We start from the raw sequence: 20,513 nt of genomic DNA, 5'->3' as shown, positions 1-20,513 counted from the left end.
TGTTTCACCCTAGGACCTGCCTCACCAGCAAATGGAGAGTGATCATGTCACTTGGAATCAGCTACAACAGAACTGGCCGCGCCTTAGGGGTCGGTTTGGCAATGTTGCTGGGCAGCGTCGCTGCGCCAGTCTTTGCCGAAGAGCCAACCCTGAGCAAGGAAGCCTTTGAATCATCAAAACAACTTTACTTTGAACGCTGCGCCGGTTGTCACGGTGTGTTGCGCAAAGGGGCAACCGGCAAAAGCCTTGAGCCGCTGGTTGAAACGAAGAATGACGATGGTACCGTAACCGAGTCGGGCACCCTGAAACTGGGGCAGGAGCGGCTGGAAAAAATCATCGCATGGGGCACCGAAGGCGGGATGAACAACTTCTCGGACGTGATGTCCGAAGAAGAAATCCGCGATATGGCGACCTACATCCAGATGGAGCCGCCCCAACCGCCAGAAATGTCGCTTGAGCAGATGATGGCGACCCGCAAGGTCTATGTCGAACCCGAAGACTACCCGACCGAACCTCTGCATGGCCGCAACTGGGAAAACTTCTTTGTCGTCATCGAACGTGACGTGGGCAAGGTGGCCGTGATTGATGGTGACACCAAGGAAGTGCTGGCGCATATCCCAACCGGTTATGCGGTGCACGTTCTGAAAGCCTCGGAACACCACAAATTGGAAGAACCGGAAAACCCGGGCCGCTTCTGGTACACCATGGGCCGCGACGGGAAGATGACCAAGATCGACCTGTGGCAGAACCCCGAGAACATGCTGGTTGCCGAGGTTACCATTGGTTATGACGCTCGCGACGTGGCGGTATCGGGTGACGGAAAATACGTCATCGGTGGCGCCTATTGGCCCCCTCATTTCGCCATCGTCGACGCCGAAACCATGGAGCCGAAAAAGGTTGTCTCGACCCGTGGCTACAACGTGGACGGGGATTATGTGGAAGAGGCCCGCGTGGCCGCCATCTACACCACCCCGAACGAGCCCACGTGGATCGTGGCCGTCAAGGAACTCGGTCAGCTGTGGCAGGTGGACTACTCCGATCTGGACAACCTGCGTATCGACAAGATCGACAGCGCAAAGTTCCTGCATGACGGGTTCTTTGATCCGACCGGCCGTTATTTCCAGATCGCCGCAAACGCGTCGAACAAGATGGTCGTGGTCGATACCGAGACTCACAAGCTGGAAGCTATGATCGATACCGCGCCGCTGCCGCACCCCGGCCCGGGCGCCAACTGGGATGACCCGAATTGCGGTCCTGTTGCCGGTACGACCCACTTGGGCGAAGGCACGGTTACCGTTTGGGGCAACGACCCCGAAGGCCGCCCGGACGATGCCTGGAAGGTCTGCTATGAGGTGGAAACCGACGGACCCGGTCTGTTCATCCGGACCCATCCGAACTCGGACTACATCTGGGCCGACCAGACCAAGCACCCCGAGCCTGAGATCCAGCAATCGGTGCAGGTCATCGACAAGGCAACCGGTGAGATCGTGAAAACGATCCAGATCACAGAAGAGGAAGGCAACGTCGCCGTCCACTTCGAGTTCAACCAAGACGGATCCGAGGTCTGGGTGTCCAAGTGGAACCGCTCGACCTCGAAAGAGCCAAATGGCGAGATCGTGATCTTCGACGCCAAGACGCTGGAAGAGATCGGCCGCGTGAAGGGACTGTTTGCACCCACCGGCAAGTTCAACGTCTACAACCGTTCGAACCACGTCACCTGACGGGTTTTGTACTCAGCACCGGAAAGGGCGGGCCCCTCGCCCGCCCTTTCCTCGTTTGACTCATCAGCCAAATCCACAGGCCTGACATCCAGGGCCAGAAAAAGAAGCCAAAACGGAGACCGGATATGACCTCCGAACCGGAAAAGAAAAAACCAATCTGGCGCCGGTATTTCCTGTGGGGAATGCCCGTGGCCGGGATCGCTGCGGCCTTTGCCGCCGGCATCATCTTCTGGGGCGGGTTCAACACCGCTATGGAAGCTACCAACACCAAGGAATTCTGCGTCTCGTGCCACGAGATGCGAGATTTCGTTTACGAAGAATACACCGGCACAATCCACGACGTGAACCGTTCGGGCGTAGGCGCGGTCTGTTCCGACTGTCACGTGCCCAAGGATTGGACTCACAAGATCATCCGTAAGATCAAGGCGTCCAAAGAACTGTATGGCAAGGTGGTCGGCACGATAAACACGCGCGAGAAATTCGAAGCCAAGCGCGTGCATCTGGCTATGAATGAATGGGAGCGGATGAAATCCACGGACTCGCGCGAGTGCCGCAACTGCCATGACTTCGAGTCGATGATGCCCGAGTTCCAGAAACCCCGCGCCCGTCAGCAGCACCTGAACGCGATGACCGTTGGTCAGACCTGTATTGACTGCCACAAGGGGATTGCGCACTCGGACGCCCGCGACCGGGCCGACGAAGAGTATCTGGAAAAGCTTGAAGCGCCGAACCCAGATTTCATTCGCGAAATCCCCGCCGAATATCTGGCCAGTCTCGAGCGGATTGAAGCCAAAGAAGCCGCCGATGCCGAGGCTGAGAAAGCCGCGCGTGTAGCCCAGCAAGAGGCTGTTCAGGCCCAGATCGCAGCAGCGGTTGACGCAGCCGTCGCGGAAGAGCGTGCCAAAGCTTCTGGCGAAGATGCCGCAGCCCCGGCAGGTGGCGGCAGCGATGTTGGCACAAATATCGATTGGGCCGCTGTCCCCGGTGCAGATATGAAACTGTTCTATCCCGGTCAGGCCTCGTTTGAATGGGTTCAGAACGGCAGATCCCACGGCGGAGCACGTCCTTTGACCAAGGGCGGAGACAAGTGCACCACCTGTCACGCTGCCGAACTGGACGCGATCGGCAACAAGATCGTGGCCGGTGGGGATCTGGAACCAACCCCGATCCCGGGCAAACGCGGCGTTATAGACGCCACCGTTCAAGCCGCGCATGATGATGAGACCCTGTATATCCGTCTGCAATGGCCGGATGCGGGCCACAACCCCGCCCCCTTTGTCGATGGCGGCAAGATGGACCCGGACAACCAGATCAAGGTGGCCATGATGATCACCGGCACTGGGATTGAGCTGGGCGATCAGGTCGGCTGCTGGGCCTCGTGCCATGCAGACAACAGCTACATGCCCTTTGACCCGGGTGCCGAGGCGATTACCGCAAATGGCGATGTCTCGGGTCGGCTGAGCACGCAGGACACTGTGACCAAATACATCAGCGAAAGCCGCACCGAGGTCGAGATCAAAGGCCGCCGCGGTAAGGCGCTGGGTGGCTGGGACAAGCTGCAGGCCGCCGATCAGATCGAGCAGTATCTGGCCGATGGCACCTATCTGGACCTGATGCGCGTCTACGCAGACGGCAGCGCCACCAACGGCTATCTGCTGGAACAGCGCGTAGTCAATGACGGTGAGATCGCCGCCTCTGCCAGCCTTGATGCAGGTATGTGGACCGTGGTCTTCACCCGCCCATTGAACTCGGGCGCAGCTGGTGACGTGCCGCTGGAGGCCGGTCAGACCTATACGGTGGGCTTTGCCATCCACGATGACTTTGCCGCAGCACGGTTCCACCACGTGACGCTGGATACCAGCCTGGCATTGGACGACGACAACGCCTTCATCAACGTCGTCAAACAATAAGGAAGAGGGGCCGGGCGATCCGGCCCCTTCCGCTTAAAAGAGGAGACTTGGACAATGAAACCCAAACACCTTCTCCCTGCGCTGCTGCTTCTGGCCGCGCCCGCATGGGCAGAGGACACCGCCGCGCTGTGTGCCGAAGCCGAAGAGCGCTATGTCGAGCTGTTCGGTCAGCCCTCCTCCGCCGTTGAGGATGCCGATGTGGTGCTGATGTACAAATACACGTTCTGCCCAGCCGAGCTAACCGTGAAACCGGGCACAACCGTGCGCTGGGTGAATGTCGATAAGCGCACCAGTCACTCGGTCCTGCTGAAAGACGGCAGCGAGCCCGAAAGCGATCGTCTGTTTCCTGAGGAGACGGTTGACCTGACCTTCCTCTCCCCGGGTCCGCAGGACTATCTGTGTGGCCCGCATTGGGAGACACAGAACATGATCGGCATGATCACCGTCGAACCCTGAGCCGAGGCAATCATACAGGCAAGCCGAAAGGAGCGCGGGGCAATTCCCGCGCTCCTTAACTTTAGTCAAGGAAGTTCCTTTCCGATTACGCCAGTCTGGCCGCATGACACGCCCGGCTCACCCAGCAACGTCCCCTGATCGCGCAGGAATTCCGGGCTCCGAAGACATTCAGACCAAGCGAGTTTGCACATGAGCGGTAAGGTTTTTCTGATTGGCGCAGGCCCCGGTGACCCCGAACTGATGACCCTGCGCGCGCTGCGGATGCTGCAAGAGGCGGACGTGGTGGTCTATGACCGTCTGGTCTCGGCCGATATCCTCAATCTGCACGCTGATGGCGCACGGCTGATCCCGGTTGGGAAGGCCCCCAAGTGTCATACCGTGCCGCAGGATCGCATCAACGAAATCCTCGTCGAAGAAGCCAGCGCCGGTCACACCGTTGCGCGCCTCAAGGGGGGTGACCCGATGATCTTCGGACGCGGCTCGGAAGAGGCCGCGCACCTGATGGCAAACGGCATCCCACTCGAATACGCGCCGGGCATTACCGCAGCGCAGGGGGCATCCTGTTCGACAGGTGTGCCGCTGACCCATCGCGGGTTGGCGACATCGGTGCAATATGTCACCGGGCACCGACAGGCCGACAAGGTGCTGGATCTGGATTGGAAACGTCTGGCCGACCCGGACTCGACCTTGGTTGTCTATATGGGCGTCGCCAATATCGGCCAGATCGCCATGGGACTGATGACCGAGAACCTACCCGGCTCAACTCCGGTTTTGGCGGTTGGCAAAGCGACCACACCTGATGAGCGCCGGATGGTATCCCGGCTGGATCGGCTGGCCGCTGATGTGCGCAAGGCCGGGCTAAAGGCGCCCACGCTGTTCATCATCGGCAAGGTAGTTTCACTTTATGCAGAACGGCCTGTGGCCGACCTTTTGGAGCAGGCGCATGGCTAAGTTCGGTTCCAGAAGGCCGGCACAGCAACCGGCTGTGAGAGGACGCAAAGGATGGGCGGCACGTGCTGTTCTCACTTCCGCAGTGCTTGTTGCCACCACGGCCTTCGCCGCCGACACTCTTGACCCCAACGCACTGAAGCGTCTTGTCCATCAGGACTGCGGCTCTTGCCACGGGCTGTCGCTGAAAGGCGGTCTCGGCTCTGATCTGAGATCCGAGACTCTGGAGCACTACGACGCGGACGTTCTGACCGGCGTGATCCTCGACGGCATCCCCGACACCGCGATGCCCCCATGGCGGCCTCTGATCAGCGAAGAAGAGGCCGAATGGATCGCCCGTTACCTGCTGGCACAGGAGGCACAATGAAACAGCTCATCCTTACCCTCGCCGCCACCCTTATGATGACCACCGCCCAGGCTGAACCCACGGCGACCGGCGACCTAGGACTTGTGATCGAACGCGCCAAGGGCTCGGTTCTTCTGGTGGACCAATCCGACCGCGCAGCGCTGGCGCGGATCGAAGGTCTGGGCGATCTGTCCCATGCCTCGCTGGTCTATTCACCCGATGAACGCTTTGCCTATGTATTTGGACGAGACGGCGGCCTGACTAAGGTGGATATCGTCACCCGCCAGATCGTGAACCGGGTCGTGCAGGCGGGCAACGCCATTGGCGGTGCCATTTCGGATGACGGCGAGCTGGTCGCTGTATCGAATTATGAACCTGGCGGTGTGCGCGTCTTCGATGCGGACACGCTAGAGATGGTCGCGGACATTCCTACCGACAGCAAAACCATCGGATTGGTCGATGCACCCGGCCGCCGGTTTGTTTTTACCATGTGGGACACGGGCGAGACCTGGATTGCTGATTTCTCCAACGGCGCACCCGCGATCACCAAGATCCCCGACATGGGCAAGAATCCTTACGACGCGCTGATCACCGCAAATGGCCGCACCTATATCACCGGCTTGTTTGGCGAGGATGGCCTGACCGCGCTGGACCTTTGGGCCGAGACGCCCGAACCCATCCGCGTGCTGCCCAACTATGGGCGCGGGCAAGAGGAGATGCCGGTCTACAAGATGCCTCACCTCGAAGGCTGGGCGCTGACGGGGCGCGAATTTGTGCTGCCTGCCGTCGGCCATCACGAGGTTCTGTGGATCGACGCCGACACTCTGACCGAGACCGGACGTACGCAGACCCATGGTCAGCCGGTCTTTGCCATGGCCCGTCCTGACGGGCGGCAGGTTTGGGTAAACTTTGCCCACCCTTTGAACGACACCATTCAGGTTATTGATTCTGTGACCAAGGAGATCATTCACGAATTCAAACCCGGCCCTGCCGTACTGCATATGGAGTTCACTCCGCGAGGGCATGAGGTCTGGATCAGCGTGCGCGACGCCAACAAGGTTATGGTCTACGACACGCAAACGTTTGAAAAACTGCGCGAGATTGAGGCCGACAGCCCCTCGGGCATTTTCTTCACCGCACGTGCACACAGAACGGGGCTTTGACATGCAGCATATCACCGACCCGATCGACCGCCGTCTTTTGGACGATTTCCAGCGTGATTTTCCCATCGTAGAGCGCCCGTTTCAGGTTCTGGCCGACGCCCTTGGGCTGGAAGAGGCAGAGATGCTCGACCGTCTGGCCCGGATGCGCAAAACCGGGCGCATAACGCGGGTTGGTGCGACTATCGCACCCGGCGCGGTTTCCGCCAGTACGCTGGCGGCTGTGGCGGCTCCGGAAGAACGGCTGGAAGAGGTCGCGGCGCTGATCGATGCGGAACCAGGTGTGAACCACAATTACCAGCGCGAGGATGACTGGAACCTTTGGTTTGTGGCCACTGGCCCGGACCGGGCGCATGTGAACGACACCCTCGCAAGGATCTCGCAGCGCTCGGGGCTGCGGGTTCTGGATTTGCGGCTGGTTCGGCCGTTCAACATTGATCTGGGCTTTCGTATGTCGGGCGAGACCCGCAATGCCCCTGGCCCGCAAAAAGTGGATCGTTCAGCAATGCGAGAAGGCGACCGCCCCCTGTTGCAGGCCCTCAGTTCCGGCCTGTCGCTGGTCTCAGATCCTTATGCGGCGCTGGCCCGAACCCTGGACCGCGACACAGACGACGTGATGGATCGCGTAGCCGCCTTGCACCGGGCCGGGATCATCTCTCGCCTGGGGGTCATCGTACGCCACCGCGCTTTGGGCTGGTCCGCCAATGCAATGGTAGTCTGGGATATGCCAGCCGAGCAGGTCAGCAGCGCTGGCCCGGCACTGGCAGCGCATCCAGGTGTGACACTGTGCTATGAGCGCAACCCGGTCGAGAATGTCTGGCCCTATCGTCTCTATTCCATGATCCATGCGCGTTCGCGCCCTGAGGCAATGGAGGTTTTGGCCGGGGCCGCCGCCCTGCCCGAACTATTTGGCGCGCAGCGCAAAGTCCTGTTCTCGACCCGTTGTTTCAAACAGACCGGCGCGTTGATCCAACCGAAAGAGGCAGCAGCATGACTATGGACGCGACCGACCGCGTAATCCTGAACCGGATGCAGGATGACCTGCCGCTGACCGCGCATCCCTTTGCCAGTGTAGCCCAGGAACTTGGGATTCCCGAAGACGAACTCCTAACCCGTCTCGCACGAATGAAAGAGCAGCGGATCATCACACGTTTCGGCCCGTTTTTCGACGCCGCTGCAATGGGTGGAGCGTTCTGCCTGTGCGCCATGGCCGTGCCAGAGGATGAATTCGAAACCGTCCTGACCAAAGTCAATGCGCACGCCGAGGTTGCCCATAATTATGAGCGTACGCACCGGCTGAACATGTGGTTCGTGCTGGCCACCGAAACGCCTGAGGGGATCGAGGCCGCCGCTGATGCGATCGAACGGGAAACGGGGATCGAAGTTCTCCGTTTCCCCAAACTACAGGAATTTTTCATCGGCTTCCGGGTGGCAGCATGATCGACGTTCAGGACAGAGAGATTATCGAAGCGCTGCAAAGCGGTCTGCCGCTTGTGCCTGCGCCTTACGCAGCCGTTGCCGAAAAGCTTGGGTTGGACGAGGATGCCCTTTTGTATCGTCTGGCAGAGCTGAAATCCCATGGTGTTATCCGCCGCATCGCCGCCGCTCCGAACCACTACAAGCTGGGGATGACGGCAAACGGAATGACTGTTTGGGATGTAGACGACAGCCAGCTCGCGGAATTGGGCGCACGGATCGGGGCGCTGCCCTTTGTCACCCACTGCTACGAACGTCCCCGCGCCCTGCCCGATTGGCCCTATAACCTGTTCGCCATGGTCCACGGCTCTGACCGGGACGAAGTCGAGAAAAAACGCGCCGAGATCTTCGCAATTCTGGGCGATGCCTGCCGGGCCAAGGACATCCTCTATTCCACGCGCATCCTGAAGAAGACAGGGCTGCGGTTGAAAAAGAAAGGCTGAGACATGTTCCGCCTTACCGAATACATGCAGCAGCTCGTCAAACCGACACCGGTGCGCAGACGCCGTCCCGGCCCGGTGAAGCCGGTAGTGATCTGGAACCTGACGCGGCGCTGCAATCTGAAATGCCGCCACTGTTACACCGTTTCAGCAGATGTCGCGTTCCCCGGTGAGCTCAGTCACGAGCAAGCCATGGTAACCCTTGAGGATCTGGGCCAATTCCGCGTCCCGGCCCTGATCCTCTCGGGTGGGGAACCGCTGGACCGGTTCGATTTCTTCGACATCGCCAAACGCGCCCGCGATCTGGTGCCGATGCTGGCACTGTCGACCAACGGTACGCGGATTTTCGACGAAACCGCCGACATGATCGCCGACGTGGGCTTCAACTATGTCGGCATTTCGCTAGACGGGATCGGGGCCACGAATGACTGGTTCCGGGGCGTCGAAGGGGCTTTTGCCGATGCTCTGCGCGGCGTACGCGAATGTAAGAAACGCGGTATCAAGGTGGGCCTGCGTTTCTGCCTGACCGAGGGCACACAGCACCACCTGCCTGACCTGCTGCAACTGTGCGACGACGAGGGTGTCGACAAGTTCTACCTGTCTCACCTCGTCTATGCCGGGCGCGGTGACAAGAACCGAGGCGAGGATGCCGAGCATTTGCGCACCCGTAAGGGTTTGGATTTGTTGTTGGAACGCGCGTGGGAAGCCGTCTCGGGCGGTCGTCCGCTGGATATCGTGACTGGCAATAACGATGCCGATGCCGGGTATTTCCTGAACTGGGTTCGGTCGCATTTCGACCATGACAAAGCTGCCAATGTGCGGGAACATCTTGCGGCGTGGGGTGGCAACTCTAGCGGTTTGGGCGTCGCCAATATCGACAACCTCGGCCGCGTGCATCCCGATACCTATTGGTCCGATTACACTGTTGGCAATGTGAAGACCAAATCGTTTTCGGAACTCTGGACCAGCGATGACCCGATGCTCGCCATGCTGCGTACCCGTCCGCGTCCTTTGAAGGGGCGTTGCGGGGCCTGTCAGTTAAAGGATGTCTGCGGTGGCAACACCCGCATCCGTGCCTTGCAACTGACCGGCGACCCGTGGGCCGAGGACCCGGCCTGCTATCTATCAAACGAAGAAATCGGCGTGCAGGGCGCAGGCGAGCGTCTGCAGGTCACGCCGTTCCGAGGGAAAAGCCATGATCCGGCGCATCAATTCTTTTGACACCTTGAAAATCGGCACATTCTGCTCGCTGCTGCTGACCGGCGCAGCTTGGGCTGATGCACCTTCGGATTATGCTGAATTCTGTGCCTCATGTCATGGCGAAAACCGTCTGGGTGGGGTCGGTCCGGCGCTGATCCCCGAGACGTTGAAACGGATGCGTGGGCCACGCGTGGCGGCGGTGATTGCCGAAGGGCGTACGGCCACCCAGATGCCTGCGTTTTCGCACGAGTTGGACGCGTTGCAGATCGAGGAACTGGCGGGATGGTTGAAATCTCCGCTGGAGACCGATCCCGAATGGGGTGAGGCCGATATCATGGCCAGCCGGACTCTGGATGATGAGTACGTATCGGTTGACGCGCCTGTCTGGGACAGCGACCCGATGAACATCACGCTGGTGGTGGAAACAGGCGATCATCATGTCAGTGTGCTGGACGGCGATACGTTCGAGGTTCTGGATCGGTTCGAAACCCCGTTCGCCGTGCATGGTGGGCCGAAGTTCAGCCCCGATGGGCGCTATGTCTTCATCATGTCGCGCGATGGCTGGGTGCAGAAATATGATATCTGGGCGCTGAAACAGGTGGGCCGCGTGCGCGCGGGGTTAAACAGCCGCAACATCGCCATGTCGGGTGACGGCAAATGGGTGGCAGTAGCGAACTATTTACCGAACTCACTGACCCTGCTGTCGACAGAGGACTTGTCGGTCGCGAAAGTCATTGAAGTCAAAAGCAAAAAGGGCGTTCCCAGCCGTGTTTCCGCCGTTTATCAAGCACCGCCGCGCGAAAGCTTTGTTCTGGCGCTGAAGGATGTCCCCGAGATTTGGGAGGTGTTCTACGGGGCCAACCCGCCGCAATCCGGTATAGGCCACGATTTCCGCATCGAGGGGCAGTTCAAGAACCCCGACCCGTTCCCCGTGCGCAAGATCACCACGCCTGATTATCTGGACGATTTCTTTTTCGATCAAAGTTATGAATACGTTATGGGCGCCTCGCGTGATGGCAAGGGCGGGCAGGTGATTGATCTGGTGATCGGTCATAAGATCGCAGATCTGGACCTGCCGGGGATGCCTCACTTAGGTTCGGGGATCACCTGGCAGCAGGGCGACACCACCGTGATGGCGACGCCGCATCTGACCGATGGCACGGTCTCGGTGATCGACATGGGAACATGGGAAACCGTCAAGCGGATCAAAACCGAAGGGCCAGGATTTTTCATGCGCAGCCATGAGAACTCGCCTTACGTCTGGGCCGATGTGTTCTTTGGCCCGAACAAGGATGCCATGCACGTGATCGACAAGCAAAGCCTTGAAATCGTGAAAACTTTGCGCCCCGCGCCGGGCAAGACCGTGGCGCATGTAGAATTCACCAAGGATGGCAGTCACGCGCTGGTTTCGATCTGGGAAGATGACGGCGCGGTGATCGTCTATGACGCGCAAACGCTGGAAGAGGTCCGCCGCCTGCCGATGCGCAAACCGTCTGGGAAGTACAATGTCTGGAACAAAATCACCTTCTCGGAAGGCACCAGCCACTGAAGGCAAATGGCCGGTCTGGAAGCTGGCCATCCTGCTTTATCCGGCCACGGCTCTGACCGTGGCCATCAACCTGTTTCTGGCTGGGCTGATCCTGCACAGCGCGGGGTTTGGTGCGATTGAACCAGTACCTGCGATCTTATGGTCCATCCCCTTGGGCGTGCCCGCCTCATGGCTGGCAGGGCGCTGGGTGCGTGGCCTGATGGATGAGGCAGACGATTGATTTGAAAAGAAAATCAGAAATTTGCTTCACCTAACCTAAGTCAAGTCGCGACTCGGTAGAATCCAATACCCCAAAGGCATAGCTTTCCGAGTCGGAGACTCCATGCCTGCCCTGATCCCTCTGCACAATCTCCCTGTACGCGCAACTCGCGCGGCATGTGGGTTGGCAGGCATATTCCTTCTGTTGTTGCAGGCCTTTGGACCGGTGCTGGCGAGTCCCGGTGAAAGTGTCTGGATGGAGATCTGCTCGGAAGGCGGCGCGGTCTGGGTTGAAGTTGATCTTGAGGAGGACACCGAAGACCCGACCGCGTACTGCACAAAATGCGCCGATTGCGCGCTGTGCGCTGTCACCAGTGCAGCGCCCGCACCCGAGCTGGTGCAGATACCGCAAATCGGAAACTTCCGTGTTGTACAGCTTCAGAACAGCAAATCTTCCATGTTGTACAAGTCGCATAAGCTGTGGCCCGAAACCCGGGGACCTCCGCGCCCGACCCAAGAAACTGCTGAACGCGCCCTGCGCGCGTCCATGGCGTCCACCCTAAGTATCGGAGGTGCGCCGTGGTCGTAAGTCGCGCAATCCACATAATGCTGGCCCTTGCCCTGTCCTGCCTGATGGCGATCAGTGCCCATGCCGACAGCCTCGCCAGCTTCCTGCCCGAGATTGAACCCGCCGATCTGGCCCCCGGTGCTGATGCCATTGGGCCGGTCCGCGATGACGTTCCGGTTGCACCCGTTCTGAAGGCCGGCGAGACCGTTGCCTGGGCCTTCCTAACCTCTGACTTCGTTGGCACCACCGGCTATTCCGGCAAACCGATCCATGTGGTCGCCGCCATCGATGATCAAGCGGTGCTGACCGGTGTGCAACTGGTCAAACACTCGGAGCCCATCGTTCTGATTGGCATCCCCAACGCGCGCATGGTTGAGCTGACCGAAGGCTATGCCGGTCTGGACTTGAAGGTTGAGGCTGAAACCGGCGGTGAGGGGCATGACCTCGATATCATCTCGGGGGCCACCGTCACGATCATGGTGATTGATGACAGTCTTGTGCGCGGCGGCATCAAGGTGGCGCGGGCGCTGGGGTTGGGCGGTTTGTCTCCGCTGCAGGCCGATGGGCCGAAACGCGAAGTCGATCTGGCGCAGGATGCGGTATACGACTGGACCACCCTATCCGGCGACGGCTCGGTCCGGCGACTGACGCTGGATATCGGGCAGGTCAACGCTGCGTTCGAAGCCACCGGAGATCAGCGCGCCATCAAACGCCCTGAACCCGGCGAACCAGATGACACCTATATTGATATGCATATGGCGTTGGTATCCGTGCCGTCGATCGGCAAGTCGCTGCTGGGTGAGGCCGAATATCAAAACATGGTCGACTGGCTGGACGAAGGCGAGCAGGCCATTCTGGTGGTGGGGCGTGGGGCCTACAGCTTCAAGGGCTCGGGCTATGTCCGGGGCGGTATCTTTGACCGGATACAGCTGATCCAGGGCGACAATTCGGTCCGGTTCTTTGACAAGCAACAGCGCCGGTTGGGCAAGGTTGCGGCAGCGGATGCGCCCACCTTTACCGAGTTGGACATCTTCAAAATCCCCGCCGAGGCCGAGTTCGACCCGGCCGAGCCCTTCCGCATGCAACTGTTGGCGCAGCGGGCTGTGGGCGCGGTTGAGAAGACCTTTCTGACCTTCGATCTGGGCTACAAACTGCCCGAGCAGTATCTGCTGCCCGTTGCGGCGCCAGTAGTTGTCGATGACGCCACCGGCGAGGCAGCAGCCAAGGCCGCGCTTTGGAAACGCATCTGGAAGGACCGCACGGTTGAGATTGGGGTGCTGGGCGTTATGCTTTTGGTGCTGACGGCGACATTCTTCTTCCAGTTCCACGCCACCATGAACGCCCGCGTCTTTTACTGGTTCCGCATCGGATACCTGACCATGACGCTGTTCTTCATCGGCTGGTACGCCAATGCGCAGCTGAGCGTGGTGAACCTGATGGCGCTGGCAGGCAGCTTGCGCACCGGCTTCTCTTGGGATGCCTTCTTGCTGGACCCGTTGGTCTTCATCCAATGGTTCGCTGTCGCTGCCGCGCTGCTGTTCTGGGGTCGGGGTGCTTATTGCGGCTGGCTGTGCCCGTTTGGCGCGCTGCAGGAACTGACCAACAAGATCGCGCGGGCCTTCAAGGTGCCGCAATGGACACTGCCCTGGGGCCTGAATGAGCGGCTCTGGCCCGCGAAATACATGATCTTCCTCGTGTTGTTCGGGATCAGTTTTGTCTCGATCCCGCTGGCTGAAACCTATGCCGAGGTCGAGCCGTTCAAAACTGCGATCATTCTGAAATTCATGCGCGACTGGCCCTTCGTGGTCTTTGCGCTGACCCTGCTGGGGATCGGGCTGTTCATCGAACGGTTCTATTGCCGCTATCTCTGCCCCTTGGGTGGTGCGCTGGCGATCCCTGCCCGTATCCGCATGTTCGACTGGCTGCGCCGCTACAAGGATTGCGGCACCCCCTGTCAGACCTGCGCCAACGAATGCCCCGTTCAGGCGATTCACCCCACCGGTGAGATCAATCCGAACGAGTGCGTCACCTGCCTGCATTGTCAGGTGCTCTACCAGTCCGAGGACAAATGTCCCGTCGTTATCCGCCAGTTGAAACGGCGGGCCAAGACAGGGTCGGTTCAACCGAAAACCCCCCTCGGACAACCACCGGCGAACCATCCGAACGCCAAACCGCAAACCGTTTCCTAAAAAGGAGGAACGATCATGTCGGAACACGATAAGAAACTGAACGTCACACGCCGCGGACTGCTGGGTGCATCTGCAACCGGCGCCGTGTTGGCCGGAACCGGTCTGGGCAGCACCCTGATGACCGCGAAAGAGGCCAGCGCCGCCGCCAATGCCGCGCTGGAGCCCGGCGAGTTGGACGAATATTACGGCTTCTGGTCCTCGGGTCAGACCGGCGAGGTGCGTATCCTCGGCGTGCCGTCGATGCGCGAGTTGATGCGCATTCCGGTATTCAACCGCTGCTCGGCCACCGGCTGGGGCCAGACCAACGAGTCGCTGAAGATCCTGACCGAAGGGCTGCTGCCAGAGACCAAGCAGTACCTGGCCGCCAATGGCAAAGTCACCTACGACAATGGCGACCTGCACCACCCGCACATGTCCTTCACCGATGGCACCTATGATGGCCGCTATTTGTTCATGAATGACAAGGCCAACACACGCGTCGCGCGCATCCGCTGCGACGTGATGAAATGCGACAAGATCATCGAAATCCCGAACGCGCATGACATCCACGGTCTGCGTCCGCAGAAATACCCGCGTACCGGCTATATCTTCGCCAATGGCGAACACGAGGCACCGCTGGTCAATGATGGCGAGATCCTCGATGATCCGTCGCAATATGTGAACATCTTCACTGCCATCGACGGTGACACGATGGAGATCGCATGGCAGGTGATGGTGTCGGGCAACCTCGACAACACTGACTGCGACTATCAGGGCAAATACGCATTCTCGACCTCGTATAACTCGGAAATGGGTATGAACCTGGCCGAGATGACCGAGAATGAGCTGGACCACGTGGTCGTGTTCAACCTGAAAGGCATCGAAGACGCGATTGCTGCTGGCAACTATCAGGAGCTGAACGGCGTCAAGGTCGTGGACGGGCGCAAAGAGGCGGGCGGTAACCTGACCCGTTACATCCCGATCCCGAACTCGCCGCACGGAGTGAACGCAGCACCCGACAAGAAACACATCATGATCAACGGCAAGCTGTCCCCGACCGTATCCGTGATCGATGTGGAAAAGGTCGATGCGCTGTTTGCCGACAATGCCGATCCACGCTCGGCCATCGTGGCGGAACCGCAGCTGGGTCTTGGCCCGCTTCACACCGCGTTTGATGGCAAAGGCAACGCCTACACCACCCTGTTCCTGGACAGCCAGGTGGTGAAGTGGGACATCGCCAAGGCCATCGAAGCCTACGGTGGTGCGGATGTTGATCCAATCCTCGACAAAGTGGATGTGCATTATCAGCCGGGCCACAATTCGACCTCGATGGGCGAAACGGCTGAGGCTGATGGCAAGTGGCTGATTTCGATGAACAAGTTCTCGAAAGACCGCTTCCTGAACGTCGGACCACTGAAGCCGGAAAACGAGCAGTTGATCGATATCTCGGGCGATAAGATGAAGGTGGTCCATGACGGCCCGACCTTCGCGGAACCGCATGACTCGATCCTCGTGCACCGGTCCAAGGTGAACCCGGTCAATGTCTGGGACCGCAACGACCCGATGTGGGAAGAAGCGCGCCAGCAGGCTGCCGCCGATGGTGTGGACCTTGAAGAGGGCGCCGAGGAGCCGATCCGCGATGGCAACAAGGTGCGGGTCTACATGACCTCGACCGCGCCGGTGTTCAGCCTTGAGAAGTTCACCGTCAAACAGGGTGACGAGGTAACGTTGTATGTCACCAACCTGGATGACGTGGATGACGTGACCCACGGGTTGTGTCTGTCGAACTTCGGCATCGCGATGGAGGTTGCGCCGCAGGCCACCGCCTCGGTCACCTTCATTGCCGACCGTCCGGGCGTGCACTGGTTCTATTGCCAGTGGTTCTGCCACGCGCTGCACATGGAGATGCGCGGCCGGATGTTCGTTGAGCCGCGGAGCGCGTAACCATGCGTTGGTCCCTGCTCATACCGCTCCTGCTCGGCTCGCCCCTTTGGGCGGCGGATTGGGATGTGCCCAACCGGGCAGGGGCCATCAACGAGATACTGGCGCAGGCGGCGGATGGGGACACCCTCCGCCTGAGCCCCGGCGTTTACACAGAAACGCTGGTTCTGGACCGGCCCGTCACGATTGACGGGCTGGGACAGGCCACCATCGACGGACAAGGCGAAGGCAGCGTCATCACCGTGACCGGGCCGGGTGTGACCGTGCGCGGGCTGACGGTGATCGGATCGGGCTCGGACCATGACGGGATCGACAGCGGCATCCAGTTGACCAAGACGGCCCATGCGCCGGTGGTCGAAGACAATGTGCTGCTGGGCAATCTCTATGGCATCGACATCCATGGGGCCAAGGACAGTATCGTCCGGCGAAACCGGATTGAAGGGCGGCAAGACCAGCGCATGAACGAGCGTGGCAATGGCGTCTATGTCTGGAACGCGCCGGGTGCGGTGGTTGAGGATAATGACATCCGCTATGGCCGCGACGGGATCTTCGTGAACTCGTCGAAGAAGAACACCTTCACCGGCAACCTGTTCCGCGATCTGCGTTTTGCCGTGCACTACATGTATGCCGACAATTCGGTGGTCAGCGACAACGTCTCGATCGGCAATGATCTGGGCTACGCGGTGATGTTCACGACCAATGTGACCGTGGCCGATAACGTCTCGATCGGCGACCGCGAACATGGTGTCATGCTGAACTATGCCAACAAAAGCACCATCACCGGAAACGTTGTGAAAGGTGCGAAAGAGAAATGCACCTTCCTCTATAACTCGAACAAGAACGAGTTCACTGATAACTGGTTTGAGGGGTGCGGCATCGGCATCCACTTTACCGCTGGCAGCGAGCGCAACCGCATCGTTGGCAATTCATTCATCGGGAACCGGACGCAGGTGAAATATGTCTCGACCAAATGGGTCGAGTGGTCCGAGGACGGGCGCGGCAATTACTGGTCCGATTTTGCCGCTTATGATGTGGATGGCAACGGCATCGCCGATGCCCCCTATCGCCCCAATGACTCGATGGACCATGTGCTGTGGACCCAACCCGCAGCCAAATTGTTGCTCGGCTCCCCTGCCGTGCAACTGGTGCGCTGGTCGCAATCGGCCTTCCCGGCGCTGTTGCCGGGGGGCGTGATGGACAGCAACCCCTTGATGCAAGCCCCTGAACCCCCAGCTATGAAAAAGGTGCCTCATGACGGATAAGGCCCTGTCAATTGACCATGTTCTCAAGGACCGAGGGAAAACCCGCGTTCTTGACGATATCACCCTGTCTCTTGCCCCCGGCCAGCGCGTTGCGCTGCTGGGCCATAACGGCGCGGGCAAGTCGACCCTAATCAAATCCATCCTCGGCCTAACACCGATCCATGGCGGAGCCATTCGGATCGGAGACGCCACCCCCGGTAGTGCTCAGGCACGGCGCGAGACGGCTTATCTGCCCGAAGCGGTGTCGTTTCATCCCGCGCTAACCGGGCGTGAGCAGTTGACCCTGTTTGCGCAGCTTTCAGGCGCAAAAGCCGATGTGTCCGGCCTGTTGGAGCGTGTCGGCCTAAGCGACGCTCTGGACCGTCGGATCGGCACCTATTCCAAAGGCATGCGGCAACGTTTGGGTCTGGCGCAGGTGCTGTTGGGCCAACCGAAAGTGGCCTTGCTGGATGAGCCGACAAGCGGACTGGACCCAATCTCGCGGCAGGACCTGTACACCATTATCGACGAGCTGGCCGCCCAAGGCACCGCTGTTTTGATTGCCAGCCATGCGCTGACCGAGGTCGAGGCCCGTACTGATCGCATCGCGATCATGCGCAAGGGTCGGATGGTCGCCGACGACACGCTGACCAACCTGTCGGCTCTGGCAGGTCTGCCCATCCGTCTGAAGGTACGCGCCAGCGCCAATCCGGATGTGCTGGCCGCTGAACTTGGCGGCAACCGGATCAATGGAGCATCCGTTGAATTGCTCTGCACACCCGAAGACAAGATGGAGGCGCTGCGCCGGATCGCCGGGTTGGGCGATGCGGTGGCGGATGTGGAAATGACCCCTCCCAAGCTGGAAGACCTCTATCGCCACTACGCACAGGAGGATTTGCAATGACCCGCTTCCTCGCCATCACCCGCACCGAAATGCTGATCCTGCGCCGCAATCGCTGGCTGCTGGTCGCCACATTGATCATGGTGCTGTTCGCTTTGGCGCTGACCTTTGCGGGCAGCGCACCAACCGGCACGTTGGGAGTCGACATGCTGACCGTCTCGGTCGCGTCGATGACCACGCTGTCGGTCTATCTTGCGCCGCTGCTGGCGCTGATGATCGCCTTTGACGCCATCGCGGGCGACGTGGATCGCGGCAGCCTGTCGCTGCTGCTGTCCTACCCGGCGGGGCGCGGAGAAATCCTGCTGGGCAAGTTCACCGCCCATCTGGCCGCATTGGCCTTCGCCATGACCATCGGTTTCGGCACCGCAGGCGCAGTGGCCGCCTTCTTTGGCGGCGCGGGTCCGGAAAGCCTGATGGCTCTGGTCCGCCTGATCCTCACATCTATCCTGCTGGGCGCTGTCTTTCTGGCGCTTGGATACTTGCTGTCCGCCCTGGCAAAGGGGGCCACGGCGGCGGCAGGTTTGTCGGCCGGGCTCTGGCTGGTTTTTGTCGTCCTCTATGATTTGGGCCTGTTGGGGGCCGTCGTCATGGACAAGGGCGGCACCTTCACCCAATCCGTCTTTCCATGGGTGATGGTGGCCAACCCGGCCGACGCATTCCGTTTGTGGAACATCGCCGCAACCGAGGGCGTTGCCATGGCCTCCGGCATGACCGGGGCGGCGCAAGCTCTGCCCGTTTGGGCCGCGCCTGCCTCGCTGCTGATCTGGCCGGTGCTGGGCTTTGCCCTTGCGCGTCTCGCATTTCGGAGAGTTGAGCCATGAGATACCTTGCCCTGATCGCTCTGGTCGCGTTGACGGCCTGCAAAGAAGAGGTGGCCGAGGCCCCCGACCCGGTTGATCTCACCCCGGATGCGCTGAGTTATTTCTGCCAGATGAACATCGCGGAACATGGCGGGCCCAAAGGGCAGATCCATCTGGAAGGTTATCCCGCGCCTTTGTTCTTTGCGCAGGTGCGCGACATGCTGGCCTATCTGAAAAGCCCCGAACGTGACGCCAAGATCACGGCCGCCTATGTCAGTGACATGAGCGTCGCGCCCAGCTGGCGGCAACCGGGGATTTCCAACTGGATCGCAGCCGATGGCGCGACCTTTGTCGTTGGCGCCGATGTGGCCGGCGGCATGGGTGCGCGCGAAGTCGTGCCCTTTGGCGACCCCGCCGCGGCAGAGGCGTTCATTGCCGAATATGGCGGCGCCGCCCTGCCACTGTCTGATATTCCCGATGCCGAAGTGCTGGGCCCCGTCGATCTGGACCTCGCGCTGGAGACCCCCGCATGACCCTTCTGACCCGCCGCCGTTTCCTGGCAATCTCAGCCGCCTGCGCCGCCGTACCCGCCGCTGCTGGCAACGTCGCCCAATGGCGCGGTATTGCGCTGGGCGCACCCGCCAGCCTGAGGCTGGAAGGCTCGACGGACGCACAGGCCGCGCCGATCTTTGCTGCGGTCGAGGCAGAGCTGAATCGGCTGGAGGATATATTCAGCCTCTACCGGACGCACTCGCAGATCAGTCAGCTTAACCGGATCGGCCACCTGGTCACCCCGGCGCCTGAGCTGCTGGAGGTGCTGAGCCTGTGTTCCACGCTTCACGACGCTTCGGGCGGGGTATTTGATCCGACGATCCAGCCCCTGTGGCTAGCGCTCGCGAGTGGCGCGGCGGGGTCGCAAGTGGAACGTGCACGCCAGACGATTGGTTGGGACAAGGTTCACGTAAGCGCCGGTGAGATCCGCCTGCCGCATCCCGGACGCTCGGCGATTACCCTGAACGGGATTGCTCAAGGTGCGATCACTGACCGGATTGCCGCTTTGATGCGATCCTTCGATCTGCGCGATGTGCTGGTGGATATGGGCGAGGTCGCCGCCCTTGGCCAGCGGAGCAAAGGCGAGCCGTGGCGCGTCGGGCTGGCCAAGCCCGACGGTGCTGTCGCCAAACGGATCACACTGCAGGACCGCGCCGTCGCAACCTCGGCCCCCGAAGGCACCATGCTGCAGGGCGATCAGGGGCATATCCTGAACCCGAAAGGGTTGGGTGCGCCCTATCAGGCTGTATCAATCTCAGCCTCGCAGGCAGCATTGGCAGACGGGCTCTCAACCGCCCTATGCCTGACCCCACGTGCCAAAGCAAACGCGCTGATATCGCGTTTTCCGGGCGCGCGTATCGAGATGAGTATCTGAGCGCGGGTAAGACTTGTCGTAAGAGGATGGTGCCTCAAGAGGGCATCTAATCCTTGTTTCAGGG

The 20,513-nt window shown here is 60.3% G+C and carries 20 protein-coding genes; all 20 read left to right on the top strand.

Annotation, left to right across the window (positions count from 1 at the left end; all coding sequences use genetic code 11):
• The first annotated feature begins 44 nt into the window (after window positions 1-44).
• Window positions 45-1,721: a cytochrome D1 domain-containing protein gene (locus tag ACR0DK_RS18550; RefSeq protein ID WP_170398146.1), complete on the top strand. Its 1,677-nt coding sequence runs from the start codon at window positions 45-47 to the stop codon at window positions 1,719-1,721.
• A gap of 125 nt (window positions 1,722-1,846) precedes the next feature.
• The gene (locus ACR0DK_RS18545; RefSeq protein WP_480737545.1) at window positions 1,847-3,631 is read left to right on the top strand and encodes a NapC/NirT family cytochrome c; all 1,785 of its coding nucleotides are present in this window, start codon (window positions 1,847-1,849) and stop codon (window positions 3,629-3,631) included.
• 54 nt (window positions 3,632-3,685) lie between these two features.
• Window positions 3,686-4,087, top strand: coding sequence for a cupredoxin domain-containing protein (locus tag ACR0DK_RS18540; protein ID WP_480737543.1), 402 nt, complete (start codon window positions 3,686-3,688; stop codon window positions 4,085-4,087).
• Window positions 4,088-4,276: 189 nt separating this feature from the next.
• The gene (gene cobA / locus ACR0DK_RS18535; protein WP_480737541.1) at window positions 4,277-5,038 is read left to right on the top strand and encodes a uroporphyrinogen-III C-methyltransferase; all 762 of its coding nucleotides are present in this window, start codon (window positions 4,277-4,279) and stop codon (window positions 5,036-5,038) included.
• Window positions 5,039-5,120: 82 nt separating this feature from the next.
• Window positions 5,121-5,402, top strand: a complete 282-nt coding sequence (locus ACR0DK_RS18530) for a c-type cytochrome (RefSeq protein WP_480737540.1) — start codon at window positions 5,121-5,123, stop codon at window positions 5,400-5,402.
• Complete coding sequence (locus tag ACR0DK_RS18525) at window positions 5,399-6,544, top strand: cytochrome D1 domain-containing protein (RefSeq protein ID WP_480737538.1); 1,146 nt, start codon at window positions 5,399-5,401, stop codon at window positions 6,542-6,544. The genes ACR0DK_RS18530 and ACR0DK_RS18525 overlap by 4 nt, the downstream gene beginning before the upstream one ends.
• A 1-nt stretch (window position 6,545) precedes the next feature.
• Window positions 6,546-7,535: a siroheme decarboxylase subunit beta gene (gene ahbB / locus ACR0DK_RS18520; RefSeq protein WP_480737536.1), complete on the top strand. Its 990-nt coding sequence runs from the start codon at window positions 6,546-6,548 to the stop codon at window positions 7,533-7,535.
• Entirely contained in the window at window positions 7,532-7,981 is a 450-nt protein-coding gene (locus ACR0DK_RS18515; protein WP_170513576.1) for an Lrp/AsnC family transcriptional regulator, read from the top strand. Before ahbB (ACR0DK_RS18520) ends, ACR0DK_RS18515 begins: the two co-directional genes overlap by 4 nt.
• On the top strand, window positions 7,978-8,460 hold the full coding sequence (ahbB, locus tag ACR0DK_RS18510; RefSeq protein WP_480737533.1) for a siroheme decarboxylase subunit beta: 483 nt from the start codon (window positions 7,978-7,980) through the stop codon (window positions 8,458-8,460). The genes ACR0DK_RS18515 and ahbB (ACR0DK_RS18510) overlap by 4 nt, the downstream gene beginning before the upstream one ends.
• A gap of 3 nt (window positions 8,461-8,463) precedes the next feature.
• The gene (nirJ, locus tag ACR0DK_RS18505) at window positions 8,464-9,678 is read left to right on the top strand and encodes a heme d1 biosynthesis radical SAM protein NirJ (RefSeq protein WP_480737531.1); all 1,215 of its coding nucleotides are present in this window, start codon (window positions 8,464-8,466) and stop codon (window positions 9,676-9,678) included.
• Entirely contained in the window at window positions 9,653-11,206 is a 1,554-nt protein-coding gene (locus ACR0DK_RS18500; RefSeq protein ID WP_170408077.1) for a nitrite reductase, read from the top strand. The genes nirJ and ACR0DK_RS18500 overlap by 26 nt, the downstream gene beginning before the upstream one ends.
• Complete coding sequence (locus tag ACR0DK_RS18495; RefSeq protein ID WP_170398115.1) at window positions 11,163-11,426, top strand: hypothetical protein; 264 nt, start codon at window positions 11,163-11,165, stop codon at window positions 11,424-11,426. The genes ACR0DK_RS18500 and ACR0DK_RS18495 overlap by 44 nt, the downstream gene beginning before the upstream one ends.
• A gap of 102 nt (window positions 11,427-11,528) precedes the next feature.
• Entirely contained in the window at window positions 11,529-11,993 is a 465-nt protein-coding gene (locus tag ACR0DK_RS18490) for a DUF2946 family protein (RefSeq protein WP_170819086.1), read from the top strand.
• Window positions 11,994-12,010: 17 nt separating this feature from the next.
• Complete coding sequence (locus ACR0DK_RS18485) at window positions 12,011-14,161, top strand: 4Fe-4S binding protein (RefSeq protein ID WP_480737656.1); 2,151 nt, start codon at window positions 12,011-12,013, stop codon at window positions 14,159-14,161.
• Between the two features lie 15 nt (window positions 14,162-14,176).
• A complete protein-coding gene (nosZ, locus tag ACR0DK_RS18480) occupies window positions 14,177-16,084 on the top strand; it encodes a TAT-dependent nitrous-oxide reductase (RefSeq protein WP_170466506.1) in 1,908 nt (635 codons plus the stop codon).
• Between the two features lie 2 nt (window positions 16,085-16,086).
• Entirely contained in the window at window positions 16,087-17,343 is a 1,257-nt protein-coding gene (locus ACR0DK_RS18475; protein ID WP_480737528.1) for a nitrous oxide reductase family maturation protein NosD, read from the top strand.
• Window positions 17,333-18,226, top strand: coding sequence for an ABC transporter ATP-binding protein (locus ACR0DK_RS18470; protein WP_480737526.1), 894 nt, complete (start codon window positions 17,333-17,335; stop codon window positions 18,224-18,226). Before ACR0DK_RS18475 ends, ACR0DK_RS18470 begins: the two co-directional genes overlap by 11 nt.
• Window positions 18,223-19,044, top strand: coding sequence for an ABC transporter permease (locus ACR0DK_RS18465; RefSeq protein ID WP_170513553.1), 822 nt, complete (start codon window positions 18,223-18,225; stop codon window positions 19,042-19,044). Before ACR0DK_RS18470 ends, ACR0DK_RS18465 begins: the two co-directional genes overlap by 4 nt.
• A complete protein-coding gene (locus tag ACR0DK_RS18460) occupies window positions 19,041-19,556 on the top strand; it encodes a nitrous oxide reductase accessory protein NosL (RefSeq protein WP_170595018.1) in 516 nt (171 codons plus the stop codon). Before ACR0DK_RS18465 ends, ACR0DK_RS18460 begins: the two co-directional genes overlap by 4 nt.
• Window positions 19,553-20,449 (top strand): FAD:protein FMN transferase, encoded by an 897-nt coding sequence (locus ACR0DK_RS18455; RefSeq protein WP_480737524.1) that lies wholly within the window; start codon window positions 19,553-19,555, stop codon window positions 20,447-20,449. The genes ACR0DK_RS18460 and ACR0DK_RS18455 overlap by 4 nt, the downstream gene beginning before the upstream one ends.
• Window positions 20,450-20,513: the final 64 nt, after the last annotated feature.

This window comes from Ruegeria sp. CE6 (genome assembly GCF_056537485.1).
Note: the sequence above shows the minus strand (reverse complement) of the source record. Positions and strands in the feature narration are given on the sequence as shown.

Excerpts from the sequence above, each read along its gene's own strand:
- ACR0DK_RS18550 (WP_170398146.1), top strand. The coding sequence starts at position 45 with ATGTCACTTGGAATCAGCTACAACAGAACTGGCCGCGCCTTAGGGGTC.
- ACR0DK_RS18545 (WP_480737545.1), top strand. The coding sequence starts at position 1,847 with ATGACCTCCGAACCGGAAAAGAAAAAACCAATCTGGCGCCGGTATTTC.
- ACR0DK_RS18540 (WP_480737543.1), top strand. The coding sequence starts at position 3,686 with ATGAAACCCAAACACCTTCTCCCTGCGCTGCTGCTTCTGGCCGCGCCC.
- cobA (WP_480737541.1), top strand. The coding sequence starts at position 4,277 with ATGAGCGGTAAGGTTTTTCTGATTGGCGCAGGCCCCGGTGACCCCGAA.
- ACR0DK_RS18525 (WP_480737538.1), top strand. The coding sequence starts at position 5,399 with ATGAAACAGCTCATCCTTACCCTCGCCGCCACCCTTATGATGACCACC.
- ahbB (WP_480737536.1), top strand. The coding sequence starts at position 6,546 with ATGCAGCATATCACCGACCCGATCGACCGCCGTCTTTTGGACGATTTC.
- ACR0DK_RS18515 (WP_170513576.1), top strand. The coding sequence starts at position 7,532 with ATGACTATGGACGCGACCGACCGCGTAATCCTGAACCGGATGCAGGAT.
- ahbB (WP_480737533.1), top strand. The coding sequence starts at position 7,978 with ATGATCGACGTTCAGGACAGAGAGATTATCGAAGCGCTGCAAAGCGGT.
- nirJ (WP_480737531.1), top strand. The coding sequence starts at position 8,464 with ATGTTCCGCCTTACCGAATACATGCAGCAGCTCGTCAAACCGACACCG.
- ACR0DK_RS18500 (WP_170408077.1), top strand. The coding sequence starts at position 9,653 with ATGATCCGGCGCATCAATTCTTTTGACACCTTGAAAATCGGCACATTC.
- ACR0DK_RS18495 (WP_170398115.1), top strand. The coding sequence starts at position 11,163 with ATGTCTGGAACAAAATCACCTTCTCGGAAGGCACCAGCCACTGAAGGC.
- ACR0DK_RS18490 (WP_170819086.1), top strand. The coding sequence starts at position 11,529 with ATGCCTGCCCTGATCCCTCTGCACAATCTCCCTGTACGCGCAACTCGC.
- ACR0DK_RS18485 (WP_480737656.1), top strand. The coding sequence starts at position 12,011 with ATGCTGGCCCTTGCCCTGTCCTGCCTGATGGCGATCAGTGCCCATGCC.
- nosZ (WP_170466506.1), top strand. The coding sequence starts at position 14,177 with ATGTCGGAACACGATAAGAAACTGAACGTCACACGCCGCGGACTGCTG.
- ACR0DK_RS18475 (WP_480737528.1), top strand. The coding sequence starts at position 16,087 with ATGCGTTGGTCCCTGCTCATACCGCTCCTGCTCGGCTCGCCCCTTTGG.
- ACR0DK_RS18470 (WP_480737526.1), top strand. The coding sequence starts at position 17,333 with ATGACGGATAAGGCCCTGTCAATTGACCATGTTCTCAAGGACCGAGGG.
- ACR0DK_RS18465 (WP_170513553.1), top strand. The coding sequence starts at position 18,223 with ATGACCCGCTTCCTCGCCATCACCCGCACCGAAATGCTGATCCTGCGC.
- ACR0DK_RS18460 (WP_170595018.1), top strand. The coding sequence starts at position 19,041 with ATGAGATACCTTGCCCTGATCGCTCTGGTCGCGTTGACGGCCTGCAAA.
- ACR0DK_RS18455 (WP_480737524.1), top strand. The coding sequence starts at position 19,553 with ATGACCCTTCTGACCCGCCGCCGTTTCCTGGCAATCTCAGCCGCCTGC.